Origin of the sequence: Anaerococcus sp. AH8042_DFU013_CI05 (genome assembly GCF_047936775.1) — a bacterium.
In the GTDB taxonomy this organism is placed as follows: domain Bacteria; phylum Bacillota; class Clostridia; order Tissierellales; family Peptoniphilaceae; genus Anaerococcus.
In genome coordinates this window covers 1,453,604-1,479,859 of the sequence record NZ_CP175954.1, presented here as the reverse complement: position 1 = coordinate 1,479,859, position 26,256 = coordinate 1,453,604, and the positions used below count along the sequence as shown (strand labels likewise).

Here is a 26,256-nt window from a genome sequence, read left to right as displayed (position 1 = left end):
TCTACTCCATATCAAATAGATCTGTTAAATCAGTAATCTTAAATAGTTTTTGGATATTGTCTTTGGCATTGATGATTTTGATTTCTTTGCCATTGTCATTTACCATTTTGTAGATATTCATAAACATACCAAGACCTGTTGAATCTAGGTAGTCTAATTCATTTAAATCGATTGTTACATCTTTGTTTGGATCGATTTTTTCATCTATAAATGATTTGAATTCATCTTCTGAATATACATCTAGGTCGCCGATTAATTTTATGGTTTGAATGTCATCTATTGTTTCTAATTTTTTATCAAACATTTTCTTCCTCTACTTCTACTCCAAGACTAGCATCATATTTAGCAACTGATACGATTTTATCTGATTCATCTTTTAGATTTTTTAATGTAACTCCCATGGTATTTCTACCTGTGGTTGAAATATCTTTTGCAGTTATTCTAATCATATCACCATTTAGGGATACCATCAATACATCATCATCAAGGTCTACTGGAAGAGTATCTACTACGCAACCTGTTTTTTCTGTAACCTTATGGCATCTGATTCCTTTTCCACCTCTGTTTTGATTGTTGAAGTTATTAAAGGATGTTTTCTTACCAAAACCATTTTCTGTTACAACAAGTAGGTAGGTTTCATCACCCTTGATATTCATAGCTACTACTTCATCATCTTTGTTTAGCCTTATTGCACGAACACCACGAGCTTGACGGCCCATGCTTCTTACATCTTCTGTATTAAATTGGATAGTCATACCATTTTTTGTTGAAATTATTAATTCTTCTTCCTTGGCAATGTGGCGGGCAGATATTAGCTTATCTCCCTCTTCTAGGCCTATGGCTATGATTCCATTTCTTTGGATGGATGTAAAGTTATTTGCATCTGTCTTCTTAATTTTACCATATTTTGTTTGAAGTACTATTTGATCATCATCTTCTAGGTCAGAAAGTGGCATAATTTCTGTAATTTTTTCCCCTGAATTTAGGGATAAGATATTTATTATGGCTTGACCACGGCTAGTACGGCTTCCTTCTGGGATTTGGTATCCTTTTAGGCTATAAACCCTACCAAATGAAGTGAAAAATAGTAAATCTTCGTGGGTATTTGTAGTCATGATGCGTTTGATAAAGTCATCTTCTTTTGTGTTTGCAGCTGAGATTCCCTTGCCACCACGATTTTGCACCTTGTAGGTATCTACTGGTAGACGTTTGATGTAACCATCATTTGTAAGAGTAATTAGGATATCTTCTTCCTCAATTAATTCTTCAAGGTCGATTTCTCCCTCATCAGCTACAAGCTTAGTACGACGCTTATCACCGTATTTATCCTTAATTTCATTTAGTTCTTCTTCGATTAGTTCGATAAGTTTTTCTTCTGAGTCCAAAATACCCATCAAATAAGAAATAGTTTTTTCAAGTTCTTTGTTTTCGGCATTTAGCTTTTCAATTTCCAAACCTGATAGACGTTTTAATCTCATATCTAGGATTGCCTGAGATTGTAAGTCTGTTAGTCCAAATCTTTCTAGGAATATCCCCTTAATTTGATTATCATCATATGAAGAACGGATAATTTTAATTATTTCATCGATATTATCAATGGCAATTATCAAACCTTCTACAATATGCTTACGTGCTTTGGCACGGTCTAGGTCAAATTGGGTTCTTCTTGTAACAACTTCTTTTTGGTGGTCTATATAGTATTTAATTAATTCTTTAAGAGTTAAAATTTTTGGAATACCATCTACTAGGGCCAGGTTTATAATACCAAAAGTTGTTTCAAGTTGGGTGTATTTGTAAAGATTATTTAAAACAATATTTGCATTTGAATCGCGTTTGATTTCAATTACGATTCGCATACCCTTACGGTCTGATTCATCACGGATATCAGAAATACCATCGATTCTTTTTTCCTTTACCAAATCAGCAATTTTTTCAATTAATCTTGCCTTATTTACTTGGTAAGGAATTTCTGAGACTATAATTCTCTCACGATTTTTCTTAAATGGTTCTATTTCTGCTATACCGCGTAGTTTTACTTTTCCACGGCCTGTTTCATAGGCATCTTTGATACCTTTTTTTCCTAAAATTTTCGCACCAGTTGGAAAATCTGGTCCTTTTATGATTTGATTTAGTTCTCCAATAGAGATTTCTGGATTTTTCATGTAGGCAATGGAAGCATCTATGGCTTCACTTAAATTGTGGGGAGCCATATTTGTTGCCATACCTACAGCAATACCGCTAGATCCATTTACCAAAAGATTTGGAAATCTAGATGGCAAGATGGTTGGTTCTAGTTCTTCTTCATCGAAGTTTGGCATAAAATCTACGGTGTTTTTGTTAATATCGCGTAGCATTTCCTTGGCAATCTTACTCATACGTACTTCTGTATAACGCATTGCCGCTGGATCATCACCATCTATTGAACCAAAGTTACCTTGTCCTTGGGCAAGAGGATATCTAGTTGAAAAATCTTGAGCAAGTCTTACTAGGGCATCATAAAGGGCTGTGTCACCGTGAGGGTGATATTTACCCATTACTTCCCCAACAACTCTGGCTGATTTTCTAGTTGGTTTGTTAGGATCAAGTCCCAGACCTTCCATACCATATAGAATTCTTCTATGAACTGGTTTTAGTCCATCGCGTACATCTGGAAGAGCACGAGATACTATAACTGACATAGAATAATCTAGGTAGGCATCCTTCATCTTATCTTCTAGATTAACATTTATAATATTATTATCATTTTTAATTTCTGTCATTTTGCCTCCTATACGTCAATATTTGTTACGTATTTGGCGTTTTCTTCGATAAATTCGCGACGTGGTTCTACCTTTTCTCCCATTAGTAGGGCAAAAGTATCATCAGTGGTTGTTGATTCGACATCTTCCACAACGCGCAATAAAATCCTGTTATCTGGATTCATTGTTGTATCCCAAAGTTGTTCGGCATTCATCTCACCAAGACCCTTATATCTTTGGATTTTGTAAGATTCTCCGCCTATTTCTTTTAAGACCTTATCACGTTCTGCATCTGTATATACATAGCGTTCGCTACGGCCTTGGGAAATTTTATAAAGTGGTGGTTGGGCAACATATACGTGACCATCATCGATTAAATCCTTCATGTATCTATAAAGGAAAGTTAAAAGTAGGGTACGGATGTGGGCACCATCGACATCGGCATCTGTCATGATAATGATTTTGCCGTATCTTAGTTTTGAAATATCAAAATCTTTGCCTATCCCTGTACCAAAGGCTGTAATCATGGCCTTTATTTCCTCTGAATTTAGGATTCTATCAAGTTTTGCCTTTTCTACGTTTAAGATTTTTCCACGCAATGGCAGGATGGCTTGTGTTTTATTGTCACGTCCACCTTTTGCTGAACCACCAGCAGAGTTACCTTCGACGATAAAGATTTCATTTTCGCCAATATCTGTTGATTGGCAATCAGCAAGTTTACCTGGAAGGGTTGCGCTATCTAAAATTGATCTTTTACGGGTTAAATCTCTTGCTTTTCTTGCAGCTTCACGCGCTCTTCTTGAAGATAGGGCCTTATCTAGGATAGTTGCTGCAATTTTTGGATTTTCTTCTAAAAATGATTCTAATTTGTTAGAGAAAAATGTGTCAACAGCCCCTCTTACTTCTGAGTTACCAAGTTTGGCTTTTGTTTGCCCTTCAAATTGTGGTTCAGAAATTTTTACAGAAACTATAGCTGTCATTCCCTCGCGTACATCCTCACCTTGGAGATTGTCTTCATTTTCCTTAATGATTTTATATTTACGAGCATAATCATTTACTCCACGAGTTAGGGCTGACCTAAATCCTGATAAATGTGTACCACCTTCTGGTGTGTAAATATTATTTGCAAAGGTTAGGATATTTTCACTATATGAATCTGTATATTGGAAGGCAATTTCAATTTCAGTGTCCTCTTGGCTACCTACAAAATGGGGAATAGTTTCCATTATGGCATCTTTGCTGCGGTTTAGGTATTCTACAAATTCGCTAACTCCGCCGTCATATTTAAATGTTTGAGTGGATTCATCACGTTCATCTTCAAAAATAATTTGTACACCAGAGTTTAAAAATGCCATTTCACGGAATCTACGTTCTAAGGTTTTTTTATCAAATTCTGTTGTTTCAAATATTTCTGCATCTGGTTTGAAGGTGATAGTTGTACCAGTTTCTGATGTTTCTCCTAAAACTTCAAGATCACTTGTAGCTACGCCACGTTCAAAACTCATTCTGTAGTGGTGGCCATCTCTTTTTACATCAGCGATTAGGTATTCTGATAGGGCATTTACTACTGAAACCCCTACACCGTGAAGACCTCCTGAAAATTGGTAGGCAGATGAGTCAAATTTACCACCAGCGTGAAGCACAGTTAAAACTGTTTCTAGAGTTGATTTTTTTGTTTGTGGGTGTTCCTTTACTGGGATACCTGATCCATCGTCTTCTACACTTATAATATTATCTTCTGATACAGTTACTTTTATGTAATCACAACGACCTGCTAGGGCTTCATCTATGGAGTTGTCTACAACTTCGTAAACCAAATGGTGAAGTCCTTTTTCGCTTGTCGAACCGATATACATACCAGGTCTTAGACGGACAGGTTCAAGCCCCTCTAAAACCTTAATATTACCGGCATCATAATTAGTTTCTGTCATATTTTTCCTTTCTCATTCAAACATTTAAAATCTTGCCTGCAGCAATTTTTTTGATGTTTGACTTATCTACCATATCCAAAGACTTGGTGTTGGTAGCTGTAATAATTGTCTGATAGCCCGCTAGATTTTCCAAAAGAAAATGAGATCTTTTTTCATCTAGTTCTGAGAAAACATCATCAAACAAAATGACAGATTTTTCACCTGTCACTTCCATAATTAGTTTTACTTGGGCAAGTTTTATATTTAAAATTGCTGACCTTTGCTGGCCTTGGGAGCCAAAATTTTTGATGAGTCTATCATTGATACTAATATCAATCTCATCCTTATGGACTCCCCTTTGGGTAGTCATATATCTTAGGTCATCACTTCTTGCACTTATGAATTTTTGATAATAATCTTCCAAAGAATCAGCATTTATATCTGGATTATAGCTAAGCCTTAAATCTTCCTTAGCCGCTGAAAGTTTGCTGTGATAGTTATTTGCAAATTGGTCGATTATTTTTATAAATTTGGCCCTACGTTTATAAATCCTAAAGCCATATTTAACAATCCCCTTATCAAAGGCATCTAACTGCTGGTTAAAATAAGGAGATTTTTGGTTTTTCAAAAGTTTATTTCTTTGATAAATTAATTTTTCGTACTCTTTTTTGCTAGTTTTGTAGGCAAAATCAATAGAGATTATGATTTCATCTATCAAATCACGTCTAAGATTCGGTCCTTCTTTTATAATTAGCAAATCTTCTGGAGTAAATAAAACCAAAGAAAAAAGTGCCTTTAAATCTTTGTTCCTTTCATATTTTACTCCATTTACACAAATTTTCTTTTCCCCATCCTCAATATCGATAGAAACCTTTTTAAAATACCTACCTTTTCTGATTAAGCCATTTAAATTCATATGCTCTTTGCTAAAGCTTATGATGTCTTTATCTCTAATTTTTTTAAAGGATGTGGCGTTTGCTAGATAGTATAAGGATTCTAAGAGATTAGTTTTGCCCTGGGCATTGTCTCCTAAAAAAATATTTATACCATCATTAAAATTTACCTTATCATTTTGGTAATTTCTAAAATTTTTAAGTTCTATTTCACTTATCCACATTATATAATTGTTATGCTGATATCATCAAAGATAACCCTATCGCCTTTGTATAATTTTTTGCCAGGGATAAAGCAAGGCTTATCATTAAGAAGAACTCCTTCTTCTTTTATGATTAGCTTTGCAAGGCCTCCTGAAGGGATTATTTGACTTGCTTTTAGCAAATCTTTTAGGGTTATCATTTCTGCTTCAAATTCTAAATTTTCCATAAAATTTCTTTCTTTTTTTAGTTTGCTAGTCTAACTGGTAATACAAGGTAGGTGAATTCTTCATCTTCATATTTGCTATCTACAGGATAGATGAGACAAGGATTGAGTGAAGATTTGAAAGTTAATTTTATCTTATCAGATTCATTGGCCTTTACACCCTCTTGCATGTAGCGAGCATTAAAAGCTATGTCTAGGTCTTCACCATTTTGTTCAGTTTCTACAACTTCTTTTACATCTCCTACTTCTGAATTTGATTTGATAATCATGTGATTTTCAGCAATTTCTATCCTAATTAGATTTGCCTTACCAGGATCAGAAAGTACTTGGGCGCGGTCTAGGGCACGAGCAAGACTATCTCTACTTAAAATAACAGATGTATCCGAAATATCATTTATAATATTTCTGTAATCTATAAAGTTTTTATCTATTACTCTGCAATACATAGTAGTGGATTCGCTTTTAAATACTATGTCATTTTCATTTTTATAAATATATGTTGTATTGTCATCTGAAATTATCCTTGACCACTCCATAAGAGATCTTTTTGGTATGATAAACTCGCTATCTTCAAAGGCTGATGGATAGTCAATCTTATTTTTCTTAAGGGCAACCCTATAACCATCTAAGGCTACCATATTTAGATAATTTTCTTTTAATTCAAAAAGGATTCCTGTTAGGGCAAGCTTTGTTTCATCAAGGCTTGTTGCAAATTCTGTTTGTAGGATAGATCTTTTTAATTTGTCATTGGCAATTTCTAGAGGCTCAGAGTCTGGCAATGACAAATCTTGTTTTTCAAAATATTCAAAGGCTATTAGATTAAAGTTTGAGTTTTGGCTTTTGATATTTATCTTGCCATATTTGATTTCAATTTTTACAGTATCATTTGGAAGTTTTCTAATAATTCCTGAAAATAGATTTGCCTTTACTGCCATCTCACCCTCTTCTTTTACTAGGGCTGGGATAGAAGTTAAAATTGTTATCTCCCCATCAAAAGCAGTCAGTAAGAGTCTATCTTCTTTTGCCTCAAAGTATATTAATTCATGAATTTGAATATTGGTATTTTTGCTTACTGCCTTGCTTGCTATATTAATAGCATTCATTAGCTCATTTTGTTTTACTTCAATTTTCATAAAGTGCTCCTCATATAACTATATATATTTAGTAGTATTAGTAGTAGGGGGTGTACATATGTGGATAAGTAAACTTATTGTTTAAAATAGGCCAATTATTTTCCAAAATCGCCTAAGGATAAGTCTTGGATAACTTTAGGCTTTATCCACATATCCTTTTTAGAAGTGTTAAAAAATAAAAATTTTGACTTATCCACAATAATATCCACCAAGTTATACACATTTTACTCTGTAATTGCTTTTTTTAGAGTTTCTATCTCATCCTTAAAATCAGGATCTAGGGTCATTTCATCTTTTACTTTATCTATCCCATGCATAACTGTGGTATGATCACGTTCAAAGGCATTGGATATTGTAACTAAGCTATCATCTAGGATGTCACGGGCCAGATACATTGAAATATGTCTTGGACGGACCAAGTCTTTTTTTCTGGATTTTCCCTTTATATCAGAAACTTTTACATTGTATCTCTCGCCTACAAATCTTTGTATATCCTCTATACTAACGTGTTTTTTCTTATGGAGACTTCTGGTATTTACACCTTTTTTGGCATCATCCATATTTATGGTATTTCTATTATCACCCTTTGCATAGGCAATTGCTGTTGATAAGGCTCCTTCTAAGTCTCTGATATTTGTATCAATATTTTCTGCTATATAAGTTAAGATTTCATTATCTATATAGGCTCCTAATTCATCGGATTTTTTTTGGAGAATTGCTACACGGGTTTCAAAATCTGGTTTGCCAATATCTACGGTAATCCCCCAAGAAAATCTGGATAATAATCTATCTTCCAGGTCTTTTATTTCAAGTGGTGGACGATCAGATGATAGGACGATTTGCTTATCAGCATAATAAAGGTCATTAAAGGTGTGGAATAATTCTGTTTGTGTACCTTCCTTATTAGATAAGAATTGGATATCATCTATTAGTAATATGTCAGCTGATCTATATTTATTTCTAAATTCTTGATTTAGGTTTTGGTTTTTATTTTTGCTTGATGGTTGGATACTGGCAATTAGCTCATTTGTAAAGCGTTCACTAGAAATATACATAACATATAAGTCATCACGCTCTTCTAAAATCTTATGAGCAATGGCTTGCATCAAGTGAGTTTTCCCAAGTCCTGATTCCCCATATATAAATAGAGGGTTATAAATTTTAGTTGGATTGTCATTTATAATATTTTGAGTAACTGCACTTGCAATAGCATGGGCATATTGGTTTGACTTACCTTGGACAAAATTTTCAAAGGTATAGTTGCGATCAAGAATTGGTTTTGGAAACTTATTTACTTCCTTTAAACGCATTTGGCCATTGGCCTCATAATTCTTGCCCATTTCCATTACCCTATTGTAGCTATCACTATCTTTTGCAATAACTACAACCCTAAGATTAGAGTCATTTTCTTTATTTATCTTATCTAGGGCCTCTTGGAGGGAAGGTGTCCAAATCTTTTCGTAAACAAACATCATTTCTGACTTTGGAATCTCCAAATAAAGCGTGTTTTCATAAAGATTTAAGGGTTTTAGTATATCTATCCATGTATCATATTGCGATTGATCGGCAATATTCATTTTCATTTCATTTTTTAATTCATCTGTAATGTATTCTAAACTAATCATTACCGTGCCTTTCATAAGAAAATCTATCCACATAGTTAAAAGCCTATATTTCATGTCTTAGATAGGATTTTGATACTTATCCACCGCTGTGGATTAAATTGTGGATAAGTCTATGTTTATAACAATTTTCCTTACAATTTGGGGATTTTTCCTAAAAATATGCTCAAAAAATTTAATTATTTGAAACTTTTCCACAAATAAATTTATGGTGAAAAGAAATTTTTAGCTTTTCCCCTGGGTTTTACACCTCAAATTATACTACAAATTAGAGGGTTTGACAACTTATCCACATTCTCTTGATAAGTTTTGGGAAAACTTATAAGATATTAAAAAAGAATTCTATAAATTTTGTGCATATGTGGATAAGTCTGTGTATTTATAAAATTTACTTATATTTTTTTATGGATTATCCCTATATTTTGGGATAAGTATTTTTTAACAATCACTTTTACTAATATTTATCCAAGGATAACTAATGTTTAAAAGCTGTGCATAAAAATTATTCTTAAAAACTTATCCACAGTGTAAGTTTATTAGTTAACCAGGGGTGTTTTTGCATATTTATTAATTTTTATATACAAGACTTATTCATTCGTCTATTTTTCTATATAAAAAGACTAATTATTCTTGACAGAATGGCTCTTTATCCATATAATAGTATGAGTCTAAAATTATAAGTAGGAGGTGGAAGTATGAAAAGAACCTATCAACCAAATAGAAGAAAAAGAGCTAAAGATCACGGTTTTAGAAAAAGAATGTCTTCTCCAGGTGGAAGAAGAGTACTAAAAGCTCGCCGCAAAAAAAATAGAAAAAGATTATCTGCTTAATATAGTAGCTAGTAATCCTAGCTTTTTAAGCATACGTTATTAGAAATTTAGGACGTAGATGGAAAAGCGACTTAGTTTAAGAAAAGATACTGACTTTCAAAGAGTTTACAGAAAAAGTGATGCTTTTTATAACAGAGACTTTACTATATTAATAAAAAAAAATGGCTTAGACCATCCCAGATTTGGCTTTTCTATTAGCAAAAAAATTGGCAAGGCCAACCAACGCAATGCCTTAAAAAGAAAATTGCGTGATATAGTTAGGATCAATTACAAAAACCTCAATGGGGTTGATATTGTGATTATCCCTAAAAAACATCTTACATCTTATGACTATATAACCTTAAAAAAGACTTTTGGTCATGTTATGAGCATTGCTTTTAAAAAGAATAAGATTTTTTATGTTAAATAAAATTTTTATAAAAATTATAAATTTTTACAAGACTTACATTTCTCCACAATTAGGCTTTGGAAAATGCAAATATTATCCTTCTTGCTCAACATATGCAGTTGAGTGTTTTACAAAATATGGATTTTTTAAAGCATTTTTTATGTCTTTGTGGAGAATTTTAAGATGTAATCCTTTTTCCAAGGGTGGCTATGACCCTGTAATATAACCCAATTAGTCCTACACAAGAAATTATTAGAAAAATGGAGAATATATGTTAAACTTTTTAGCTTCTTTATTAGGCCAACTCATGAGATGGATATATGATTCTTTGGCAGCTAGCCAAGTTGAACCTAGTAATATTAGTTTTTATGCAATTTCAATTATCCTTATGACCCTGCTTGTCAACCTTCTTATTATCCCTGTTACAGTTTCCCAACAAAAGACAGCAGAAAAAACCCAAAAGATTAAACCTAAAATTGATGAAATAAAGAAAAAATATTCTTATGATCCTCAAATCATGCAACAAAAAATGCAAGAGCTAAATAAAGAGGAAAATTTAAATCCAGGTCTTTCATCATGCCTTATGATGATTTTTCAAGTTTTAATCATCTTTGCCCTATTTAGAGTGATGCAAGATACTACAAAGTACGTATTTCCTGAAGGCATTGAAGGAATTAGAAAAGACTTTTATTGGATCAGCGATCTAACCCAAAAAGATCCATATTGGTTTGGTTTACCACTAGCAACAAGTGTTTCTCAAATTTTAGTGCAATTATTTTCAATGAAAACCAATCCACAAATGAGTGAAGGCCCTATGGCAAGCATGAATAAAACATTTTTAATGATGCCAATTCTTTATTTCTTTATGTTTAGAGGCTTACCAGCAGGTCTACCACTTTATTACACAATGAGTTCTGTAATTAGACTTTTAATTATGGTTATCATGCATTTTACTATTAAAAAACCTAACCAAGTTCAAAGACAAACATATGAGGTAAAAAATGAGAAAGTCAATAATAAAACAAGCAAAAACAAAAGATGAGGCTATAAGAAAAGGCCTTTTAGAAATTGGCAAAAATAGATCTGATGTTGATATAGAAGTTATAGAAGAAGGTTCAGCTGGATTTCTAGGACTTGGAGCTAAGGATGCAGTTGTTCGTATTAGCTTTGATGAAGATATCAATGAAGCTATGATTGACTTAGAAAATGAAATCAGATACGATTCCCTACAATCAGGCGAATTTGACAAAGAATATAATATAAATGATCGCAGCAAATACTACGCAGATGAAGCTCGTGCAAATTATCAAAGTGATAATAAGGATCTATTAGAAGATGATTCTCATGAACTTATTGAAAAAGAAGGCAGAGACTTTGAAGAAAGCATCCATCAAATAACTGATGATGACGAAAATCACGGTGAATACGAAAGACTTCAAAAAATAAATTCTTATGAAGAAAATTCTAAAGGATACAAAAGCGAAAATGTAGATTTAACTAAGGAATTAGATGAAAGAATAAGTCAAATTGACTCAACTGAACATCTAGAAACAAAAGTAGTAGATCCTTGGGAAGAAAATAGCACTAAAGAAAATAGCAATAAAAAAGAAGAAATCCCTACAAAAAGATTTGAAAATGTAGAATTTGCCAAAGAAGAAAGTCATGAAGACAATACTGAAGCTAACAACTACAAGGTAATTAGTAGATCCTCAAAAATGACTTTTGAATCTACTCCAGCAGAAAATATTGAAAATCCAACAAAAGATATCGAAAATCAAGATCTTACCCAAGGCAAAGAAGAAACTAATAGTGCAGAAAACTTCAAAGTAGAAGCAAAAGCAAATATTGCCCAAGAAAAACAACAAACAGACATAGAAAAATTCTACAAGGCCAAAGAATTTTTAGAAAATATCCTAAAAGAAATGCACTTTGAAAACCCAAGTGTCTATGGCAACCTAGAAGGTTCTATTATAAAACTTGATGCAAAAGTGGCTGAAGAAGATACAGGAATAGCAATCGGTAAAGGTGGAGCAACCCTAGATGCAATCGAGCTTTTAGTTAGAAAATCTATCGATTCAAGAGCAAATAACCTAAGAGTAAATGTAGATATCAACAACTACAAAAAACGCAGGGACGAAAAAATTGTAGAACTTGCAGCAGATACAGCAAGAAAAGTTCAAAGAAGCAAAAAACCTTGGAACTTAAAATACATGAACTCATACGAAAGAAGATTAGCCCACGAAGAAATCAGCAAATATCCAAACATAACAAGCCACTCAGAAGGCATGGAACCAAAAAGATATGTAGTAGTTTCCTATGTTGGAGATGAAGAAGAATAAATTTAAAAGGAGCTGTTGATAAGATTGAAACAGCTCCTTTTTTTAATTTATAAACTTTTTTCTAGTTCTTTTATAGTTTCTTCTGCTTGTTTTTGATATTTGCTTGATTCATTAATTAATTTTTTGAGTTTATCCTTAACGCTTTTTACTGTTTTTGTTTTGGTTATTTATCTAATAACAATTTTGCAGCTTCGCATTTAACTTTGTTTTCATCTGAAGATGATTTTAAATCCTCTATAATTTTTTTGTATTTGCTTTTTTATAGTCTTTAATATCAGTTTCACTAGGTGTTCTGCCATTTACTGTATAGTCAATGAAATTAGCGCTTGCTATATCATCTATTACTTGATCTAATTCTGGATTAGTTTTTTCTTCGTGGTTTGCAAGATTAAGGTAGATATCTAAAATCTTCTCTCTATAGTTTTGGTAAGGCTCACCTAATATATTTAAATCTTTATCCATCATATAAATTTCGTAAAAACGATAGCTTGGGTCGTAATTTCCATTCTTCTCATTTATATATTTGTTGATTTCATCAGTTTGACCAAAAACTGTCCACTGTGGACCTTTAGAACCGTATAAATTTTTGATGTCATCTTTGGTGAAATTTTCGTAATCTGTAACAAGTCCAATTACACCTACATCGTAATTTTCTTGTTTCTTCAAGTATTCAACATATTTTTCCATAGCTAAAATTTTATAGTTATTAACTGATGGATTTTCTGTTTTAATAGCTTTGTATGGAAAAATGACTGTATAATCGTGCTTTTGCACTTCTTTTTTAAATTCGTCAAAGCTTGGACTAGCTATATCACTCTTATCAGAATTTAAGACAAAAACCATATTTTCATAGGTTTGATAATTATTTTCCAAAGAATAAGCTCTAAAACCTAATTTATGAACAAAATCTAGTAAATCGATGAATTTCTTTCCATCGTGTGTTTGTTTTCCTATTTTGTATGAATTTGTATCACTTGAATTCGTCTTTTTTATTTCAATTTCGTTTTCATCTTCTCCGATGATTTCAAAGCCAAAATTAGTAGCCTTAGCGGCATCTTCGAATTCATCTAGATTTACTAGGTGATAGTCATATCCAGATCCAGGAATAAGATCTGCTATTATTGTATCTAGTGTACAATCTTTTCCATCTAATTTATAAGCTATTTTATAGTTTGTATACTTCCAGTCTCTTTTACCTACATTTATTGGTTCTTCTGTTTCTGTTTTTTCTTCATTGTCGGCTTTTTCACTTTGGTCGGCAAATGAGTTGTTTATGGAAAAAAATATTCCTGCTGCTAATGCTATAGCTAGAGCTTTCTTTAAATTATTTTTCATATAAACCTCCTATTTATCCGCTCTTTTCATATAAAATTATACCCACTAATTTTAATTTGAACTTTTTTTATTAAGATTTATACTTAGTAATAATATTTGCATCATAAAAGAACTGATTAGCGGAAAGTTAGCATAAGGCCCTTTAATTATTATTCTCTTTTAGTTTTTTTAGAACAGCTCTTGCAATGGCTTCTGATACACTTGCTACTCCTTTTTTGGGGTTTTAGTAATGTTTTTCTTTGGAGTTTTTTGCTTTAACTTCATTTTTCTGGTCTTTTTTATCCTAACTAGTCATGAAAAGTTCACGATATTTTTTCTAGTAATATTAGAATTCTTCCTCGACTTTATTGCTATTTTGATTTACCCAATATCAAAAGCCCTACAAACATTGACATTTAAAGATTTTCGCTTATAATCTTTATGTTACAAACCACTAGTCAAAGTAGTGGATACAATCGTACTATGAAAGGAAAATATTATGAGTGATGCTACAATCGCAGCTATTTCCACTCCAACAGGTACTGGTGGTATATCCATTGTTAGGATGAGTGGGGATAAAGCTAAAGAAATAATTGATCAAATATTTGAGCCTATAAATGGTGGTTCAATTGATCGCAAAAAAGATAACCGTAGGATGCGTTATGGAAATATAGTCGATAATGGGGAAATTATCGATGAAGTTATGGTAAATTTTATGGCAGGTCCTGGGACTTATACTAGAGAAGATATAGTAGAGGTTAATTGCCACGGGTCTTTTATATCTGTAAAAAAGATTTTAAATCTTCTTTTAGATAAGGGAGCAATTTTGGCTGAGCCTGGAGAATTTACCAAGCGTGCTTTTTTAAATGGCCGTATAGATTTGTCTCAAGCGGAGGCTGTTTTAGATATTATTAATTCTACAAATGATCTTTCCCAAGCCCAAGGAATTAACCAATTAAATGGGTCTTTGAGAAATGAAATCGAAACAATTCGTAAATCTCTACTAGAAGCCCTATCTCGTGTGGAATATTCTATAAACTTCACAGAAGATGGCGAAGACCTATCCCCTGATGAAATTATAAAATATATGGACCAAGCTAAGGCTAGAATTGATAAACTACTTAATACTTCAAATAAAGGGAAAATTATCAGAGAAGGCATAAATACAACTATTTTGGGAAAACCAAATGTTGGTAAGTCTTCCCTACTTAATGCCCTTTTAAAAGAAAATCGCGCCATTGTTACAGACATTCCTGGTACAACTCGTGATTTGATTAGTGAATATATAAATTTAGGGTCTTTTACCCTTAAAATAAATGATACAGCGGGGATCCGCGATACTGATGATATTGTTGAAAAAATCGGTGTGGATAAGTCAATAGAAATTTCAAAATCTTCTGATTTAATCATTGCCTTATTTGATACGTCAAGAGAATTTGATAAGGAAGATCAAAAAATCCTTGACCTAATCGAGGGCAAAAATTCTATCATTATCTTAAATAAAACTGACCTAGACCAAAAATTTGATAGGGCAATATTTGATAATATTGCCCTACCTATCATAGAAACATCTATGACAGAAAATATTGGTATCGATAAATTAGAAGAAACAATTACAGAAATTTTTGATACAAGCGAAATTAATCGTGAATCCATTTTAATTACAAATACCCGCCATGAAAGATTATTAAATCAAGCTGGTAAAAAACTAGATAATTCACTTACTGATATTAAAATGGGTATCCCTCTAGATGCAGTAGAAGTAGACTTGCGTGGGTCCTATGACGATTTGGGACTTATCATTGGTGAGTCAGTTTCAGATGAAATAATGGATAAGGTCTTTAAGGAGTTTTGCGTTGGAAAATAATAAATATATACAAGATACTTATGATGTCGTAGTAATCGGTGCAGGCCATGCTGGTTGTGAAGCTGGACTTGCTGCAGCAAGACTTGGCATGAAAACTTTAATACTAACTACATCCTTGGAATCAATTGCAGATATGCCTTGCAATCCAAATATTGGTGGAACAGGAAAAGGCCACTTGGTGCGTGAATTAGATGCCTTGGGAGGAGAAATGGCAAAGGTTATTGATAAAACCTTTATCCAATCCCGTATGTTAAATACTTCCAAAGGACCAGCAGTACACTCACTTCGTGTTCAAGCGGATAAAAGAAAATACCACGAAGAAATGAAAAAAGTTTTGGAAAATGAACCAAATCTTGATATCTTTGAACAAGAAGTAGATAAGATAAATTATAAAGACGGTAAAATTGTTTCATGTGAAACAATCGAGGGAGCAATTTTTCCTTGCAAGGCTCTTATAGTTTGTACAGGTACTTACCTAAACGGAAAAATACTTATGGGAGATTTTGAAAAAAGTTCTGGTCCTCATGGTTTATCAGCAGCAACTTACCTTTCTGATTGTTTAGAAGAAATGGGATTTTTCTTACGCCGTTTCAAAACTGGTACACCTGCAAGAATTGACCGTAAGACTATTGATTTTGAAAAAACTGAAGTTCAAGCTGGGGATGCAGAAATAGTACCATTTTCTTTTGAAAACGAGGGCAAAGATTTTTCCGATCACAAGCAATATGATTGCTATCTAACTTACACCACTCTTGCAACAAAAGAAATCATAATGGCAAATATTAACCGCTCCCCTATTTATGGTGGAAAAGTTGATGGTGTCGGTCCAAGATATTGTCCATCAATTGAGGATAAGATGATTCGTTTTGAAGACCGCAATATTCACCAAGTTTTCCTAGAACCAGAATCCCTATCTACTGATGAGATTTATGTTCAAGGTGTTTCCTCTTCTCTACCTCAAGAAGTGCAAATGGATTTTTATAAGACTATTAAGGGTCTGGAAAATGTAAAAATTATGCGCCCAGCCTACGCTATTGAATACGATATGATTGATACTAGGGAATTAAATTTAACTCTAGAATCTAAAGCATATTCGGGTCTTTATTTTGCGGGACAAATAAATGGATCATCTGGCTATGAAGAGGCAGCTGGCCAAGGGCTTATAGCAGGCATAAATGCAGCCTTAAAAATAAAAGGAGAAGATCCATTTATCCTAGATAGATCTGATGCATACATTGGTGTATTGATTGATGACCTTGTTACAAAAGGTACAAATGAACCTTACAGAATGATGACTTCTAGATGTGAGTATAGACTTACAATGCGCCAAGATAATGCTGACCAAAGATTAACTGAAAAGTCCTATAAAATTGGTTTGGCAAGTGAAGAAAGATATCAAAAAATGGTTGAAAAATATAAGGCCATAACTGCTGAAAAAGAGAGACTTAAAAATATTATTCTAACCCCAACCGATGAAACCAATCAAAAGCTTTCATCAATTGGCACAAATCCTATTTTAACAGGTGTTAGTCTTTATAGCCTTATCAAGCGCCCTGAGCTTGACTATGCATCAGTAGCAATTTTTGATAAAGATAGACCAAAACTTCCAAAATTTCAACAAATACAAGTACAAACTGAAATCAAATATGAAGGATATATTGCAAAACAAATGGCTGACATTGACAAGTTTAAAAAACTTGAAAATAAAAAATTACCGGCTGATTTTGACTACAATAAAATAGAAGGTCTTAAAAAAGAAGCGGCTTCAAAGCTTAACGATATAAAACCATCTTCAGTTGGTCAAGCAAGCAGGATTTCTGGGGTTACACCAGCTGATATAAACGTACTTTTAATAAGACTAAAGACAGGAGAAGTAAGTGGACAAAAATAAAATGTATGAAGTTTATAGCGATTATCTAATCGAGATAAATTCTCACACAAATCTAACAACTATCACAGATCCAGCAGAAATAAAAATAAAACACTTCGAAGATTCACTTTCAGTTCTTCCCTATATAAAAAAAGGAAATAAGGTCTTGGATATAGGAGCAGGTGCAGGATTTCCTGGTATCCCCCTTCGTATCGAAAAAAACTTTGACCTAACCCTAGTCGATAGTGTAAATAAAAAAGTGAATTTTATGAATGAAGTTATAGAAAAATTAGAACTAGAAAATGCTCGTGCTATCCATACTAGGGCAGAAGACTTTGCCAAAGAAAATAGGGAAAGTTTTGATGTAGTAGTAAGCCGTGCCGTGGCAAACATGTCTACCCTATCTGAATTGTGTTTACCATTTTTAAAAGTAGGTGGGATATTTATAGCTCTTAAGGGGCCAAAGGCTGATGAAGAATTAGAAGTGGCAAAAAATGCCATTAATATCTTAGGTGGCCAAGTCAAAGAAATTGAAAGATTTAAAATCGATGATAATGATAGAGTAAATATTATTGTAGAAAAAGTCCACCCAACTAAAAAAATATATCCAAGGGGCAAAAATCAACCAAAAAAGAATCCACTTTAGGATTCTTTTTTTATAATGAAAATTAATATTCTACAAAATAAAAGTAATCTATGATAAAATATTTCTATAAAGATTTGTTTCACATGAAACACAGGAAGGAAAATTAATGAAAAAAGTTTTGAAATTCGTAGGTATTAGCATACTAGTTATGCTATTTATTTTTGCAACAGAAATTGCCTCTAGCACTGTGCTATTTGCAATCATGTCAAAATCAAATCCAAATGGATCCCAAGCAAGCCTATTAACAGATGTAGTTAAATATCAGATAGTTGTAGGCCAGTTACTAAGATTAATTTTACTGTGGATCTTCTTCTTAATAATGAAAAAGGCCCAGCCAAATAAATTTAAAAATCCAATTAAAAATCGAGGATTTTTGTCAGATTCTTGGAAAATGATAATTATAGGTTTAGGTGTGGCTGCTTTTGGAAATATTGTTATATCTCTAATATTGACTCTAATGGGTGATTCTCCATTGGTTTCTGATGTATTGGATCAATTTAGTCAAGCTTTCCAAGTGACATCTAGCCTTGATATTATCATAATGATAATTGGTATAGTAATTTTAGCGCCTATTTGCGAGGAGTTAATTTTTAGGGGTATTGTTTTTGAAAAATTTACCACAATCTACTCTATAAAAACTGCAATTATCCTAAATGGAATATTATTTGGAATTTATCATATGAATTTGCTTCAAGGAATTAATACATTTTTTATGGGTATGGTTTTAGCTTATGTTTATTATTATAGAAGAAATATCACCGATGCAATCCTCATCCATATGGTAAACAATTCGATTGCCATTTTGATAGAATTAAATGAAAATTTGTCTGGCATAATTATGATTGTATCTGTAATCGCTATGTTAATCAGTATTAAATTATTAATAGATTTTAGAAAAGAAAGAAATATTTTATAAAAAAAGTTTAAAATAAGTTATATACAGAAGGGTTTTATGAACGCACAAATATTTTCAATAGGAACTGAAATATTACTTGGCAATATTGTCGATACCAATTCCCAATTTATTGCACAAAGATTAATGGAATTTGGGATTGATTTATTTAAAATGGAAACAATAGGGGACAATCCAAAAAGATTATATGATGCCTTTAAAGCTTGTGATGGAAAAGTGGATTATGTTATAACAAGTGGTGGGCTTGGACCGACGCCAGATGATCTTTCAAAAGAAGTAGCAATCGAAGTCTGCGAACTTGAAAGTGAAGTTGAAGTTGATCAAAAATCATATGAAGCCTTAATTTCTTTTTTTAATGGAGATGAAGAGTCGGCAAAAGCAAATATAAAACAAGCCAAATTTCCAAAATCTGCAATCATTTTAGAAAATCCAATAGGTACCGCACCAGGATGTATATTAACTAGTAAAAAAGGGACAAAATATATTTTAATGCCTGGTCCACCAAATGAAATGAAAACAATGCTTGATAATGAAGTTGTTAAATATTTATCAAGAGATGCTATCATTAAATCTAAAATAGCTAAAATCGGATTGCTTGGTGAATGGGATATGGCTAGGAGAATAGACCTAGATAGGACTAAGCCTACCATAAGTCCGTATATAACTGATGAGGGCCCAATACTTAGAATAACTGCTAAGGCAGATAATGAAGTTGAAGTTGATAGACAATTAGAATACGGTGTAGATTTGGTTAATAAATATTTAAGTCCCTTTGTAATAACAACAGAAGATATTCGTAAGGAAGAAGTACTTATTAATATTCTTAAAGAAAGAAATGAAAAAGTAACAACTGCCGAATCTATAACTGGTGGATTAATTGCTTCCTCTATAATTGATATACCGGGTGCATCGGATGTAATCTCAGAAGCCTATGTAACTTATGCAGATGAAGTTAAAGAAAATATATTAAATGTTTCACGTGAAACAATTAAAGAGTACAGTGTAGTAAGTGAAGAAGTCTTAAATGAAATGTTAGATGGTTTGTATTCAAGGACAAAAGCAAATTTATGTCTAGCTACTACTGGATATGCCCATACTGGAGAAGTTTGGATGGGTGTACTTTATAATGGTCAAAAGTTTAAAAAACACTTGCAATTAAATGGAGATAGAAACAGAGTAAGGCTTCGTACAAAAATGAAAATCATAGATACAGCTATACTTGCAATGAGAGGTGAATATGAGAGTAATATCAGTTTTTAATCAAAAAGGGGGAGTTGGCAAAACTACTACTGTAGTAAATCTAGCTGTCGCTTTAAATTACCTTGATAAAAAAGTTTTGGTAATAGATATAGACCCACAATCAAATACTACAACTGGCTTAGGTTTAGATAAGTATAAAATAGATAATTCTTTATATGAATTATTTTATGCTAATGAAGAAAATCCAGAATTAGTTCAAGAAGCATTATCAGATGATGAAGAAAATAAAGAAGTTATAGATGAAAAGTCTAAGATAGATGATGAAAACACAGATGAAAGCTTAGATAAAGAAAATGGGGAAGAATCTTCTACGGATGAAGCTTCAAATGATGAAGTTCATTCTGAGCCTATTAATATAGAAGATTTTATAACAAAAACAAAATCTGGAGTAGACTTAATTCCTTCAGAATCTGCACTTTCAGGACTAGAAGTAGAATTAGTTGAACTAGATGCTCTAGAACGTACTCAACAATTGAAAAATATTATGGGACAAATCGATCCTGATAAATATGATTTTGTATTAATAGATTGTCCACCATCTTTGGGTTTATTGTCAATAAATGCCTTAGTTGCAAGTAACTCAATGATCATTCCTATACAAACTGAATACTATGCCTTAGAAGGTGTAAGCGAGCTTATGAATACATATAATATGGTCAAAAAGCAACTAAACACAGATTTAGAAATTGAAGGGGTACTTTTGTCGATGTTTGATAAAAGAGCTGTCCTATCATATGAGGTAGTAGAAGAAGTAAAATCATATTTTAAAACAAATGTATTTAAAGTTATGATTCCAAGAAATCCACGTCTAGCAGAAGCACCAAGCCATGGATTATCTACTATTGAATATGATTCCAAATCGCAAGGTTCAGTTGCATATATTGCCCTTGCAAATGAAATTATAAATAATACAGAAAATAGAAAGGGAGAGTAGATGTCAAATAAAAGAACCCTAGGACGCGGTTTAAATTCGCTAATTCCAGAAGTGAATGATAATGAGAAGAAAATTCAAAAAGCAAATTCAACTTTCAATTACAACAAAGCTTATGACAATGATATCAAAAAAGAAATCGAAAATATAGATAAAGTGAAAGTCGGCGAGAAACTAGAAAAAATTTCTTTAGATAAAATCAAGGCTCGTTCTAACCAACCTAGAAAACATTTTGATCAAGAAGCAATAAATGATCTAGCTGCTTCAATAAAAGAATATGGTCTACTAAATCCAATTGTCCTTACAAAGGTAAATGATGGGTATGAAATAATAGCTGGAGAACGTAGATTTAGAGCTAGTAAGTTAGCAGGCCTAAAAGAAATTGATGCGATTGTTCGTGATTATGAAAAGAAAGATGTAGAAATCTTATCTTTAATAGAAAATGTACAAAGAGAAGACTTAAAGGCTCTAGAAGAGGCAAGAGCATATAAAAAACTATCCGATGATCACAATATGACCCAAGAACAAATAGCAAAAACTATGGGTAAATCAAGATCATATATAGCAAATACTTTAAGACTTTTAAATCTAACTGAAGTAGAAAAAAAGGCATTAGATGATGGTAAGATTTCTCCAAGCCAAGCAAGATCACTTTTATCAATCACAGATAATAATGAAAGAAGCTTAACACTAAATGACTTTATAAATGGCAAAACAAATATCCGTAAGGTAGAAAAGAAAACTACTAAGAAAAAAATCTATGACTCAAAAGAAGAAGCTAGTAAAAAAACTTATGGGCCAAATATAGATCAAATATTAGTAGAAGATCTAGAAGAAAAATTTATGGACGAAGTTGGATCAAAAGTAGCTATCAATAAAGATGGTAAATCATACAAAGTAACTTTTGATTGCTTCTCAATAGAAGATATAGAAAGTCTATATAATAGGATAAAAAATGAAACTAATTGATATGGATTTATCTACCCTTATAAATCAAACTAGAAAGCCTGAGGCCAACCCAGGTGGAGGAGCGGTTTTAATCCTATCATCTAATCTTGCTATAAATTTATGTCTGATGATGGATAAAGAAAACTTTGTTGGTGAATTAGAAAATAAAGCTAGCGTTTCACATGAAACATTATTAAAAATATCCGAGTCTTATAAAACTACTATGCAAGAAGATGTAGATAATTTTAATACATTGATGGATAAAATTAAATCTAAAAATGAATCAGAAAATGATTATAAAATCGCAGCCCAGCCCTTACTAGACATGGTGGAAAATAATCTAAAAGCTCTAAATGAAATAAGTTTTTTTCTAGAAAATGGAAAAAAATCTACACTTACAGATGGACAGATAGCTAATGATATGCTTTACAATGCAATCATATCATCTTTTCCTACTATAAAAATTAATTTAGATAAAACTAATGTAAAGTATGATTATGAGGATAAAAGCGAAAGAGCTAAATCACTATATCAAAAAAACCTAGATATTATCGAAAGAAGGAATAAATGACAGTAGTTTATGTATTATTAGGAATTTTGGCAATTCTTGTTGTAGTGGAATTCGCCATGATTCAATCAATGAACAATAGAATAAGAAGACAAAAACACCGCTATGATCATCTTTTAAGGGGAACTAGCGAAGAGGTCAACCTAGAAGAATTACTTTTAAAACTTAATGATCAAATAGAAACATCAAATCAACAATTAAAATCAGTAGACCAAAGATCTCTAGAAGCCAAGGATACAACTATGGGTGCTATAAGCAATATGTCAGTTGTACATTTTAATGCCTTTGATGGGGATACAAATGAACTTTCATTTTGTCTTTGCATGTTGGATAATTTTCATAACGGAATTATTTTAACAAGCATATACGGTAAAGATGGATCAACAATTTATTTAAAAGAAATTTCAAACGGACAAACTCGAGGAGAAATTTCCCAACAAGAGGATGCAGCATTACAAAAAGCTCGTAATTAAATTTTTTGATGCAAATATCAATTTTTTTTAAAATAAATGATATTTGCATCTTTTTTTGGGTATAAATTAATAAAAGACAATTGAATCAATTAGGAGGAATAATGAGCTCAACAATTTTAGAACAAGCTAGAAAAGCAGTTGAAGGTAAAAATTTAACAATAGTATTTCCAGAAGGGACTGATAAAAGAATATTAGAAGCAGCTACTCGTCACCAAGAAGAAGGATTAATAAAACCTATCGTTCTAGGTAATAAAGAAGAAATTCAAAAAACAGCTGATGAAAATGGACTTACACTTGGAGATTTAGAAATCATAGATCCATCAAATGATGAACACTTTGATGAGTTTGTAGAAAAATTTGTAGAACTTAGAAAAGGTAAAAACACAAAAGAAGATGCAGAAAAAATGCTTCAAGATACAAACTACTATGGTGTTATGATGGTAAAAACTGGTCTTGCAAATGGTATGGTATCAGGTGCTGTTGGTACAACAGGTGATACAATCAGACCAGCTCTACAACTTATAAAAACAAAACCAGGTGTATCAAGAGTATCAGGTGTGATGATTATGGTAGGACCAAATGGAGAACAATATGTATTCTCTGATGTAGCTGTAAATATTACTCTTGAAGCTCAAGAAATGGCTGAAGTTGCAGTAGAATCAGCAAACACAGCAAAACTATTTGGCATCGATCCAAAAGTAGCTCTACTATCTTTCTCAACAAAAGGATCTGCAAAACACGAACTAGTTGATAAAGTGGCTGAAGCGGCAAAAATTGCTAACGAACTTGCTCCAGACCTAGCAATCGATGGTGAATTACAATTTGATGCTGCAATTGATGAAACAACAGCTAGCAAAAAAGCTCCTGATTCAAATGTAGCAGGAAAAGCAAATGTATTTATTTTCCCAGACCTACAAGCAGGAAATATTGGATATAAAATTGCACAAAGACTTGGTGGATATAAAGCAATAGGACCTATCCTTCAAGGATTAAATGCTCCTGTAAATGACCTATCTCGTGGATGTTCAGCAGATGATGCATACGAAACAGCAATCATTACAGCAAGTCAAGCAGCTGCAGAATAAGACAAGACGAAACTAAACAATTATGTTAAAAGAGACAATCGCAAGATTGCCTTTTTTAACACAATATAAGGAGGCGCCTATATTTCTAGATTATATTAAAGAAAACACTAAGGCAGTTTTGCCTATAGTTTTCTTGGTATTTATCCTCAATTTTTTTGTGGGACTTGCAAGTGATTTGCTAATAAAATTTGTCCTAGGAGCTTTTGGAGTCATAGTAGGTCTATCTGTATTTTTATCTGGAATTGACCTTTCTATTTCAAAAATTGGAAGCATGATGGGAGATTTTTTAGGAAGATTTGATAAAATTATAAAAGTAATTTTATTTGGTATTTTTATTGGCTTTGTAATTTCTATGGCAGAACCTGATCTATTAATTTTGGCCAATCAAATTACCCATGCCATAGGTCTTTCCCCATGGCTTATAGTTGCTGTTATTTCTCTTGGTGTTGGACTTATGATTGCAATGGGTCTATTTAGAATTTTTAATGAGATTTCCATTTCTAAACTCATGTGGATTCTTTATATTATCATTTTTGCTTTGATGTTTATATCAAATGATACAGGCCATGCAATTGCCTTTGATGCATCAGGAGCTACAACTGGAGCAATGACAACTCCATTTATTATTGCTCTTGGTCTTGGTGTTGCAAATTTAAAAGGTGATTACAGTGAAGATAACTCTTTTGGCTTGGTAGGAATTGCCTCAGCAGGTCCTATTATTGCAGGATTATTGATGAGCTTATCGGTTGGAGAAAATACTTTTGAAATCGAATCAGCAGCCCACACATCGGCTATACTTAGTGGAATTAAAAATGCAAGTTTTGCTATAATTCCAATAGCTCTTGTATTTTTATTAATGAATGCCAAGTATTTTAAAACTCCAAAAGATGAATTAACAGAAATTTTACTTGGATTGTTGTATACTTATCTGGGTTTAATTATATTTTTAAGCTCAGTTGAAGCAGGATTTATGGAACTTGCCCGTGTTTTGGGTGAAGGACTTAGAGAATCTAAATTACTACCACTAATTGGATTTGTAATGGGACTGCTTGTAGTCCTAGCAGAACCAGCCGTCGCAGTACTTGCCGAGCAGGTTGAAGATGTAACTGGTGGTTCTATAAAAAGAAAAAGTATTTTAAGAGCCTTATCAATTGGAGTTGCAAGTGCAGTTATGCTTGCAATTATCAGAATAAATTCAGAAAATTTTGCCCTTTGGATGGTTATTGTCCCAGGATTTTTGCTTTCATTATTGCTATCACTTAAAATTCCGCAAATTTTTGTAGGAATTGCCTTTGACTCAGGAGGAGTTGCTTCAGGACCGATGACTGCGACATTTATATTGGCCTTTTGCCAGGGAGTGGCAGGCAATGTAGCAGATGGATTTGGGGTAATTTCTTTTGTAGCTATGATGCCAGTTCTTACAATAATGATCTTGGGCTACCTTTATAAGAAAGGAAGTAGATAATGCAGTTTTTAAGAGTAATTTTGCCAAGGGGCCTTGGCAGCGATTTTATGAAAGTTTTAAAAGATGATGGGGCAAAGGCAATTTCATGTATGTATGGCTATGGTTCAGCCCCTGATGCTATTTCAAATTTACTCCATGTAGATAAAGTAAAAAAAGAAATTGTAATGGCCATTTTGGATGATGAGAGTGTTAAAAAAATACTTGATGATTTAAGTGAAAAGTTGGATAAAACCAATACAGGTATAGCATTTACATCATCACTTGATTATAAAGGAGAAGATGATTTGAATTTTGATATAGATTATGTAGCCCTATATGTAATTGTAGACCGCCATGAAGGACAAAAAGCAGTACACATTGCCCAAGAAAATGGTGCAAGGGGTGCTACACTTGTTCACGGACGTGGTTCTGCAAAAGAAGTAAAATCGATATTATTAAATATGAACATAGAGCCAGAAAAGGATATCGTAATAATGCTGGTTAAAAAAGACCTAGTAGAAAAAATCCGAGATGCTATATATGAACAGATGAATTTAATAGAAGAAAATAAGGGTATAATATACTCACTACCGGTTATGGAAGTGAGAGGTTTAGTCGAACAAAACTAGCCTTTGTTAATTATTAGCAGGAAAAATT

General features: G+C 32.6%; 25 protein-coding genes. 17 read left to right on the top strand and 8 right to left on the bottom strand.

Annotated features, from left to right (window positions below):
* Window position 1: 1 nt before the first annotated feature.
* From ACKRLN_RS07620 to dnaA, 7 genes are all read right to left on the bottom strand, one after another.
* Window positions 2–304: an STAS domain-containing protein gene (locus ACKRLN_RS07620; protein WP_416334764.1), complete on the bottom strand. Its 303-nt coding sequence runs from the start codon at window positions 302–304 to the stop codon at window positions 2–4.
* Entirely contained in the window at window positions 297–2,759 is a 2,463-nt protein-coding gene (gene gyrA / locus ACKRLN_RS07615; protein WP_416334763.1) for a DNA gyrase subunit A, read from the bottom strand. The genes ACKRLN_RS07620 and gyrA overlap by 8 nt, the downstream gene beginning before the upstream one ends.
* Window positions 2,760–2,767: 8 nt before the next feature.
* Window positions 2,768–4,669 (bottom strand): DNA topoisomerase (ATP-hydrolyzing) subunit B, encoded by a 1,902-nt coding sequence (gene gyrB, locus ACKRLN_RS07610; RefSeq protein ID WP_203127169.1) that lies wholly within the window; start codon window positions 4,667–4,669, stop codon window positions 2,768–2,770.
* 16 nt (window positions 4,670–4,685) lie between these two features.
* A complete protein-coding gene (gene recF, locus ACKRLN_RS07605; protein WP_203127170.1) occupies window positions 4,686–5,765 on the bottom strand; it encodes a DNA replication/repair protein RecF in 1,080 nt (359 codons plus the stop codon).
* On the bottom strand, window positions 5,765–5,971 hold the full coding sequence (locus tag ACKRLN_RS07600) for an RNA-binding S4 domain-containing protein (RefSeq protein ID WP_203127171.1): 207 nt from the start codon (window positions 5,969–5,971) through the stop codon (window positions 5,765–5,767). Before ACKRLN_RS07600 ends, recF begins: the two co-directional genes overlap by 1 nt.
* A gap of 17 nt (window positions 5,972–5,988) precedes the next feature.
* A complete protein-coding gene (dnaN, locus tag ACKRLN_RS07595) occupies window positions 5,989–7,101 on the bottom strand; it encodes a DNA polymerase III subunit beta (protein ID WP_416334762.1) in 1,113 nt (370 codons plus the stop codon).
* Between the two features lie 224 nt (window positions 7,102–7,325).
* Window positions 7,326–8,726: a chromosomal replication initiator protein DnaA gene (dnaA, locus tag ACKRLN_RS07590; RefSeq protein ID WP_416334761.1), complete on the bottom strand. Its 1,401-nt coding sequence runs from the start codon at window positions 8,724–8,726 to the stop codon at window positions 7,326–7,328.
* A 692-nt stretch (window positions 8,727–9,418) separates the two neighbouring features.
* Between dnaA and rpmH the strand changes: the two genes are divergently transcribed.
* Genes rpmH through jag form a run of 5 tightly spaced genes read left to right on the top strand, consistent with a single transcriptional unit; the run spans window position 9,419 to window position 12,280 of the window.
* Window positions 9,419–9,553, top strand: a complete 135-nt coding sequence (gene rpmH, locus ACKRLN_RS07585) for a 50S ribosomal protein L34 (RefSeq protein WP_019191371.1) — start codon at window positions 9,419–9,421, stop codon at window positions 9,551–9,553.
* A gap of 58 nt (window positions 9,554–9,611) precedes the next feature.
* Entirely contained in the window at window positions 9,612–9,962 is a 351-nt protein-coding gene (gene rnpA / locus ACKRLN_RS07580) for a ribonuclease P protein component (protein ID WP_416334760.1), read from the top strand.
* Window positions 9,952–10,167 carry a membrane protein insertion efficiency factor YidD gene (gene yidD / locus ACKRLN_RS07575; protein WP_416334759.1) on the top strand — a complete coding sequence of 72 codons (216 nt, stop codon included), beginning with the start codon at window positions 9,952–9,954 and terminating at the stop codon, window positions 10,165–10,167. The genes rnpA and yidD overlap by 11 nt, the downstream gene beginning before the upstream one ends.
* 45 nt (window positions 10,168–10,212) lie before the next feature.
* Window positions 10,213–10,983 (top strand): YidC/Oxa1 family membrane protein insertase, encoded by a 771-nt coding sequence (locus ACKRLN_RS07570; protein ID WP_203127176.1) that lies wholly within the window; start codon window positions 10,213–10,215, stop codon window positions 10,981–10,983.
* Window positions 10,943–12,280 carry an RNA-binding cell elongation regulator Jag/EloR gene (jag, locus tag ACKRLN_RS07565; RefSeq protein ID WP_416334758.1) on the top strand — a complete coding sequence of 446 codons (1,338 nt, stop codon included), beginning with the start codon at window positions 10,943–10,945 and terminating at the stop codon, window positions 12,278–12,280. The genes ACKRLN_RS07570 and jag overlap by 41 nt, the downstream gene beginning before the upstream one ends.
* Before the next feature lie 234 nt (window positions 12,281–12,514).
* Here jag and ACKRLN_RS07560 read toward each other — a convergent pair whose 3' ends face one another.
* The gene (locus ACKRLN_RS07560; RefSeq protein ID WP_416334757.1) at window positions 12,515–13,615 is read right to left on the bottom strand and encodes a hypothetical protein; all 1,101 of its coding nucleotides are present in this window, start codon (window positions 13,613–13,615) and stop codon (window positions 12,515–12,517) included.
* A 478-nt stretch (window positions 13,616–14,093) separates the two neighbouring features.
* Here ACKRLN_RS07560 and mnmE point away from each other — a divergent pair, with 478 nt between their 5' ends.
* The 12 genes from mnmE (at window position 14,094) to ACKRLN_RS07500 (ending at window position 26,228) form a co-directional block, all read left to right on the top strand.
* Window positions 14,094–15,461: a tRNA uridine-5-carboxymethylaminomethyl(34) synthesis GTPase MnmE gene (gene mnmE / locus ACKRLN_RS07555; RefSeq protein ID WP_416334756.1), complete on the top strand. Its 1,368-nt coding sequence runs from the start codon at window positions 14,094–14,096 to the stop codon at window positions 15,459–15,461.
* Window positions 15,451–17,352 carry a tRNA uridine-5-carboxymethylaminomethyl(34) synthesis enzyme MnmG gene (gene mnmG, locus ACKRLN_RS07550; RefSeq protein WP_416334755.1) on the top strand — a complete coding sequence of 634 codons (1,902 nt, stop codon included), beginning with the start codon at window positions 15,451–15,453 and terminating at the stop codon, window positions 17,350–17,352. Before mnmE ends, mnmG begins: the two co-directional genes overlap by 11 nt.
* Window position 17,353: 1 nt before the next feature.
* On the top strand, window positions 17,354–17,977 hold the full coding sequence (rsmG, locus tag ACKRLN_RS07545) for a 16S rRNA (guanine(527)-N(7))-methyltransferase RsmG (RefSeq protein WP_416335389.1): 624 nt from the start codon (window positions 17,354–17,356) through the stop codon (window positions 17,975–17,977).
* 106 nt (window positions 17,978–18,083) lie between these two features.
* Window positions 18,084–18,893: a type II CAAX prenyl endopeptidase Rce1 family protein gene (locus tag ACKRLN_RS07540; protein ID WP_416334754.1), complete on the top strand. Its 810-nt coding sequence runs from the start codon at window positions 18,084–18,086 to the stop codon at window positions 18,891–18,893.
* Between the two features lie 36 nt (window positions 18,894–18,929).
* Window positions 18,930–20,150 carry a nicotinamide-nucleotide amidohydrolase family protein gene (locus ACKRLN_RS07535; RefSeq protein WP_416334753.1) on the top strand — a complete coding sequence of 407 codons (1,221 nt, stop codon included), beginning with the start codon at window positions 18,930–18,932 and terminating at the stop codon, window positions 20,148–20,150.
* Window positions 20,128–21,084 carry a ParA family protein gene (locus ACKRLN_RS07530; protein WP_416334752.1) on the top strand — a complete coding sequence of 319 codons (957 nt, stop codon included), beginning with the start codon at window positions 20,128–20,130 and terminating at the stop codon, window positions 21,082–21,084. Before ACKRLN_RS07535 ends, ACKRLN_RS07530 begins: the two co-directional genes overlap by 23 nt.
* Complete coding sequence (locus tag ACKRLN_RS07525; RefSeq protein WP_416334751.1) at window positions 21,085–22,050, top strand: ParB/RepB/Spo0J family partition protein; 966 nt, start codon at window positions 21,085–21,087, stop codon at window positions 22,048–22,050.
* The gene (locus ACKRLN_RS07520; protein ID WP_416334750.1) at window positions 22,037–22,600 is read left to right on the top strand and encodes a cyclodeaminase/cyclohydrolase family protein; all 564 of its coding nucleotides are present in this window, start codon (window positions 22,037–22,039) and stop codon (window positions 22,598–22,600) included. The genes ACKRLN_RS07525 and ACKRLN_RS07520 overlap by 14 nt, the downstream gene beginning before the upstream one ends.
* Window positions 22,597–23,070 (top strand): DUF4446 family protein, encoded by a 474-nt coding sequence (locus tag ACKRLN_RS07515; RefSeq protein ID WP_203127185.1) that lies wholly within the window; start codon window positions 22,597–22,599, stop codon window positions 23,068–23,070. The genes ACKRLN_RS07520 and ACKRLN_RS07515 overlap by 4 nt, the downstream gene beginning before the upstream one ends.
* A gap of 101 nt (window positions 23,071–23,171) precedes the next feature.
* Window positions 23,172–24,155 carry a phosphate acetyltransferase gene (pta, locus tag ACKRLN_RS07510; RefSeq protein WP_203127186.1) on the top strand — a complete coding sequence of 328 codons (984 nt, stop codon included), beginning with the start codon at window positions 23,172–23,174 and terminating at the stop codon, window positions 24,153–24,155.
* A 22-nt stretch (window positions 24,156–24,177) separates the two neighbouring features.
* Window positions 24,178–25,620: a DUF1538 domain-containing protein gene (locus ACKRLN_RS07505; RefSeq protein WP_416334749.1), complete on the top strand. Its 1,443-nt coding sequence runs from the start codon at window positions 24,178–24,180 to the stop codon at window positions 25,618–25,620.
* Window positions 25,620–26,228, top strand: coding sequence for a transcriptional regulator (locus tag ACKRLN_RS07500; protein WP_296142207.1), 609 nt, complete (start codon window positions 25,620–25,622; stop codon window positions 26,226–26,228). Before ACKRLN_RS07505 ends, ACKRLN_RS07500 begins: the two co-directional genes overlap by 1 nt.
* Window positions 26,229–26,256: the final 28 nt, after the last annotated feature.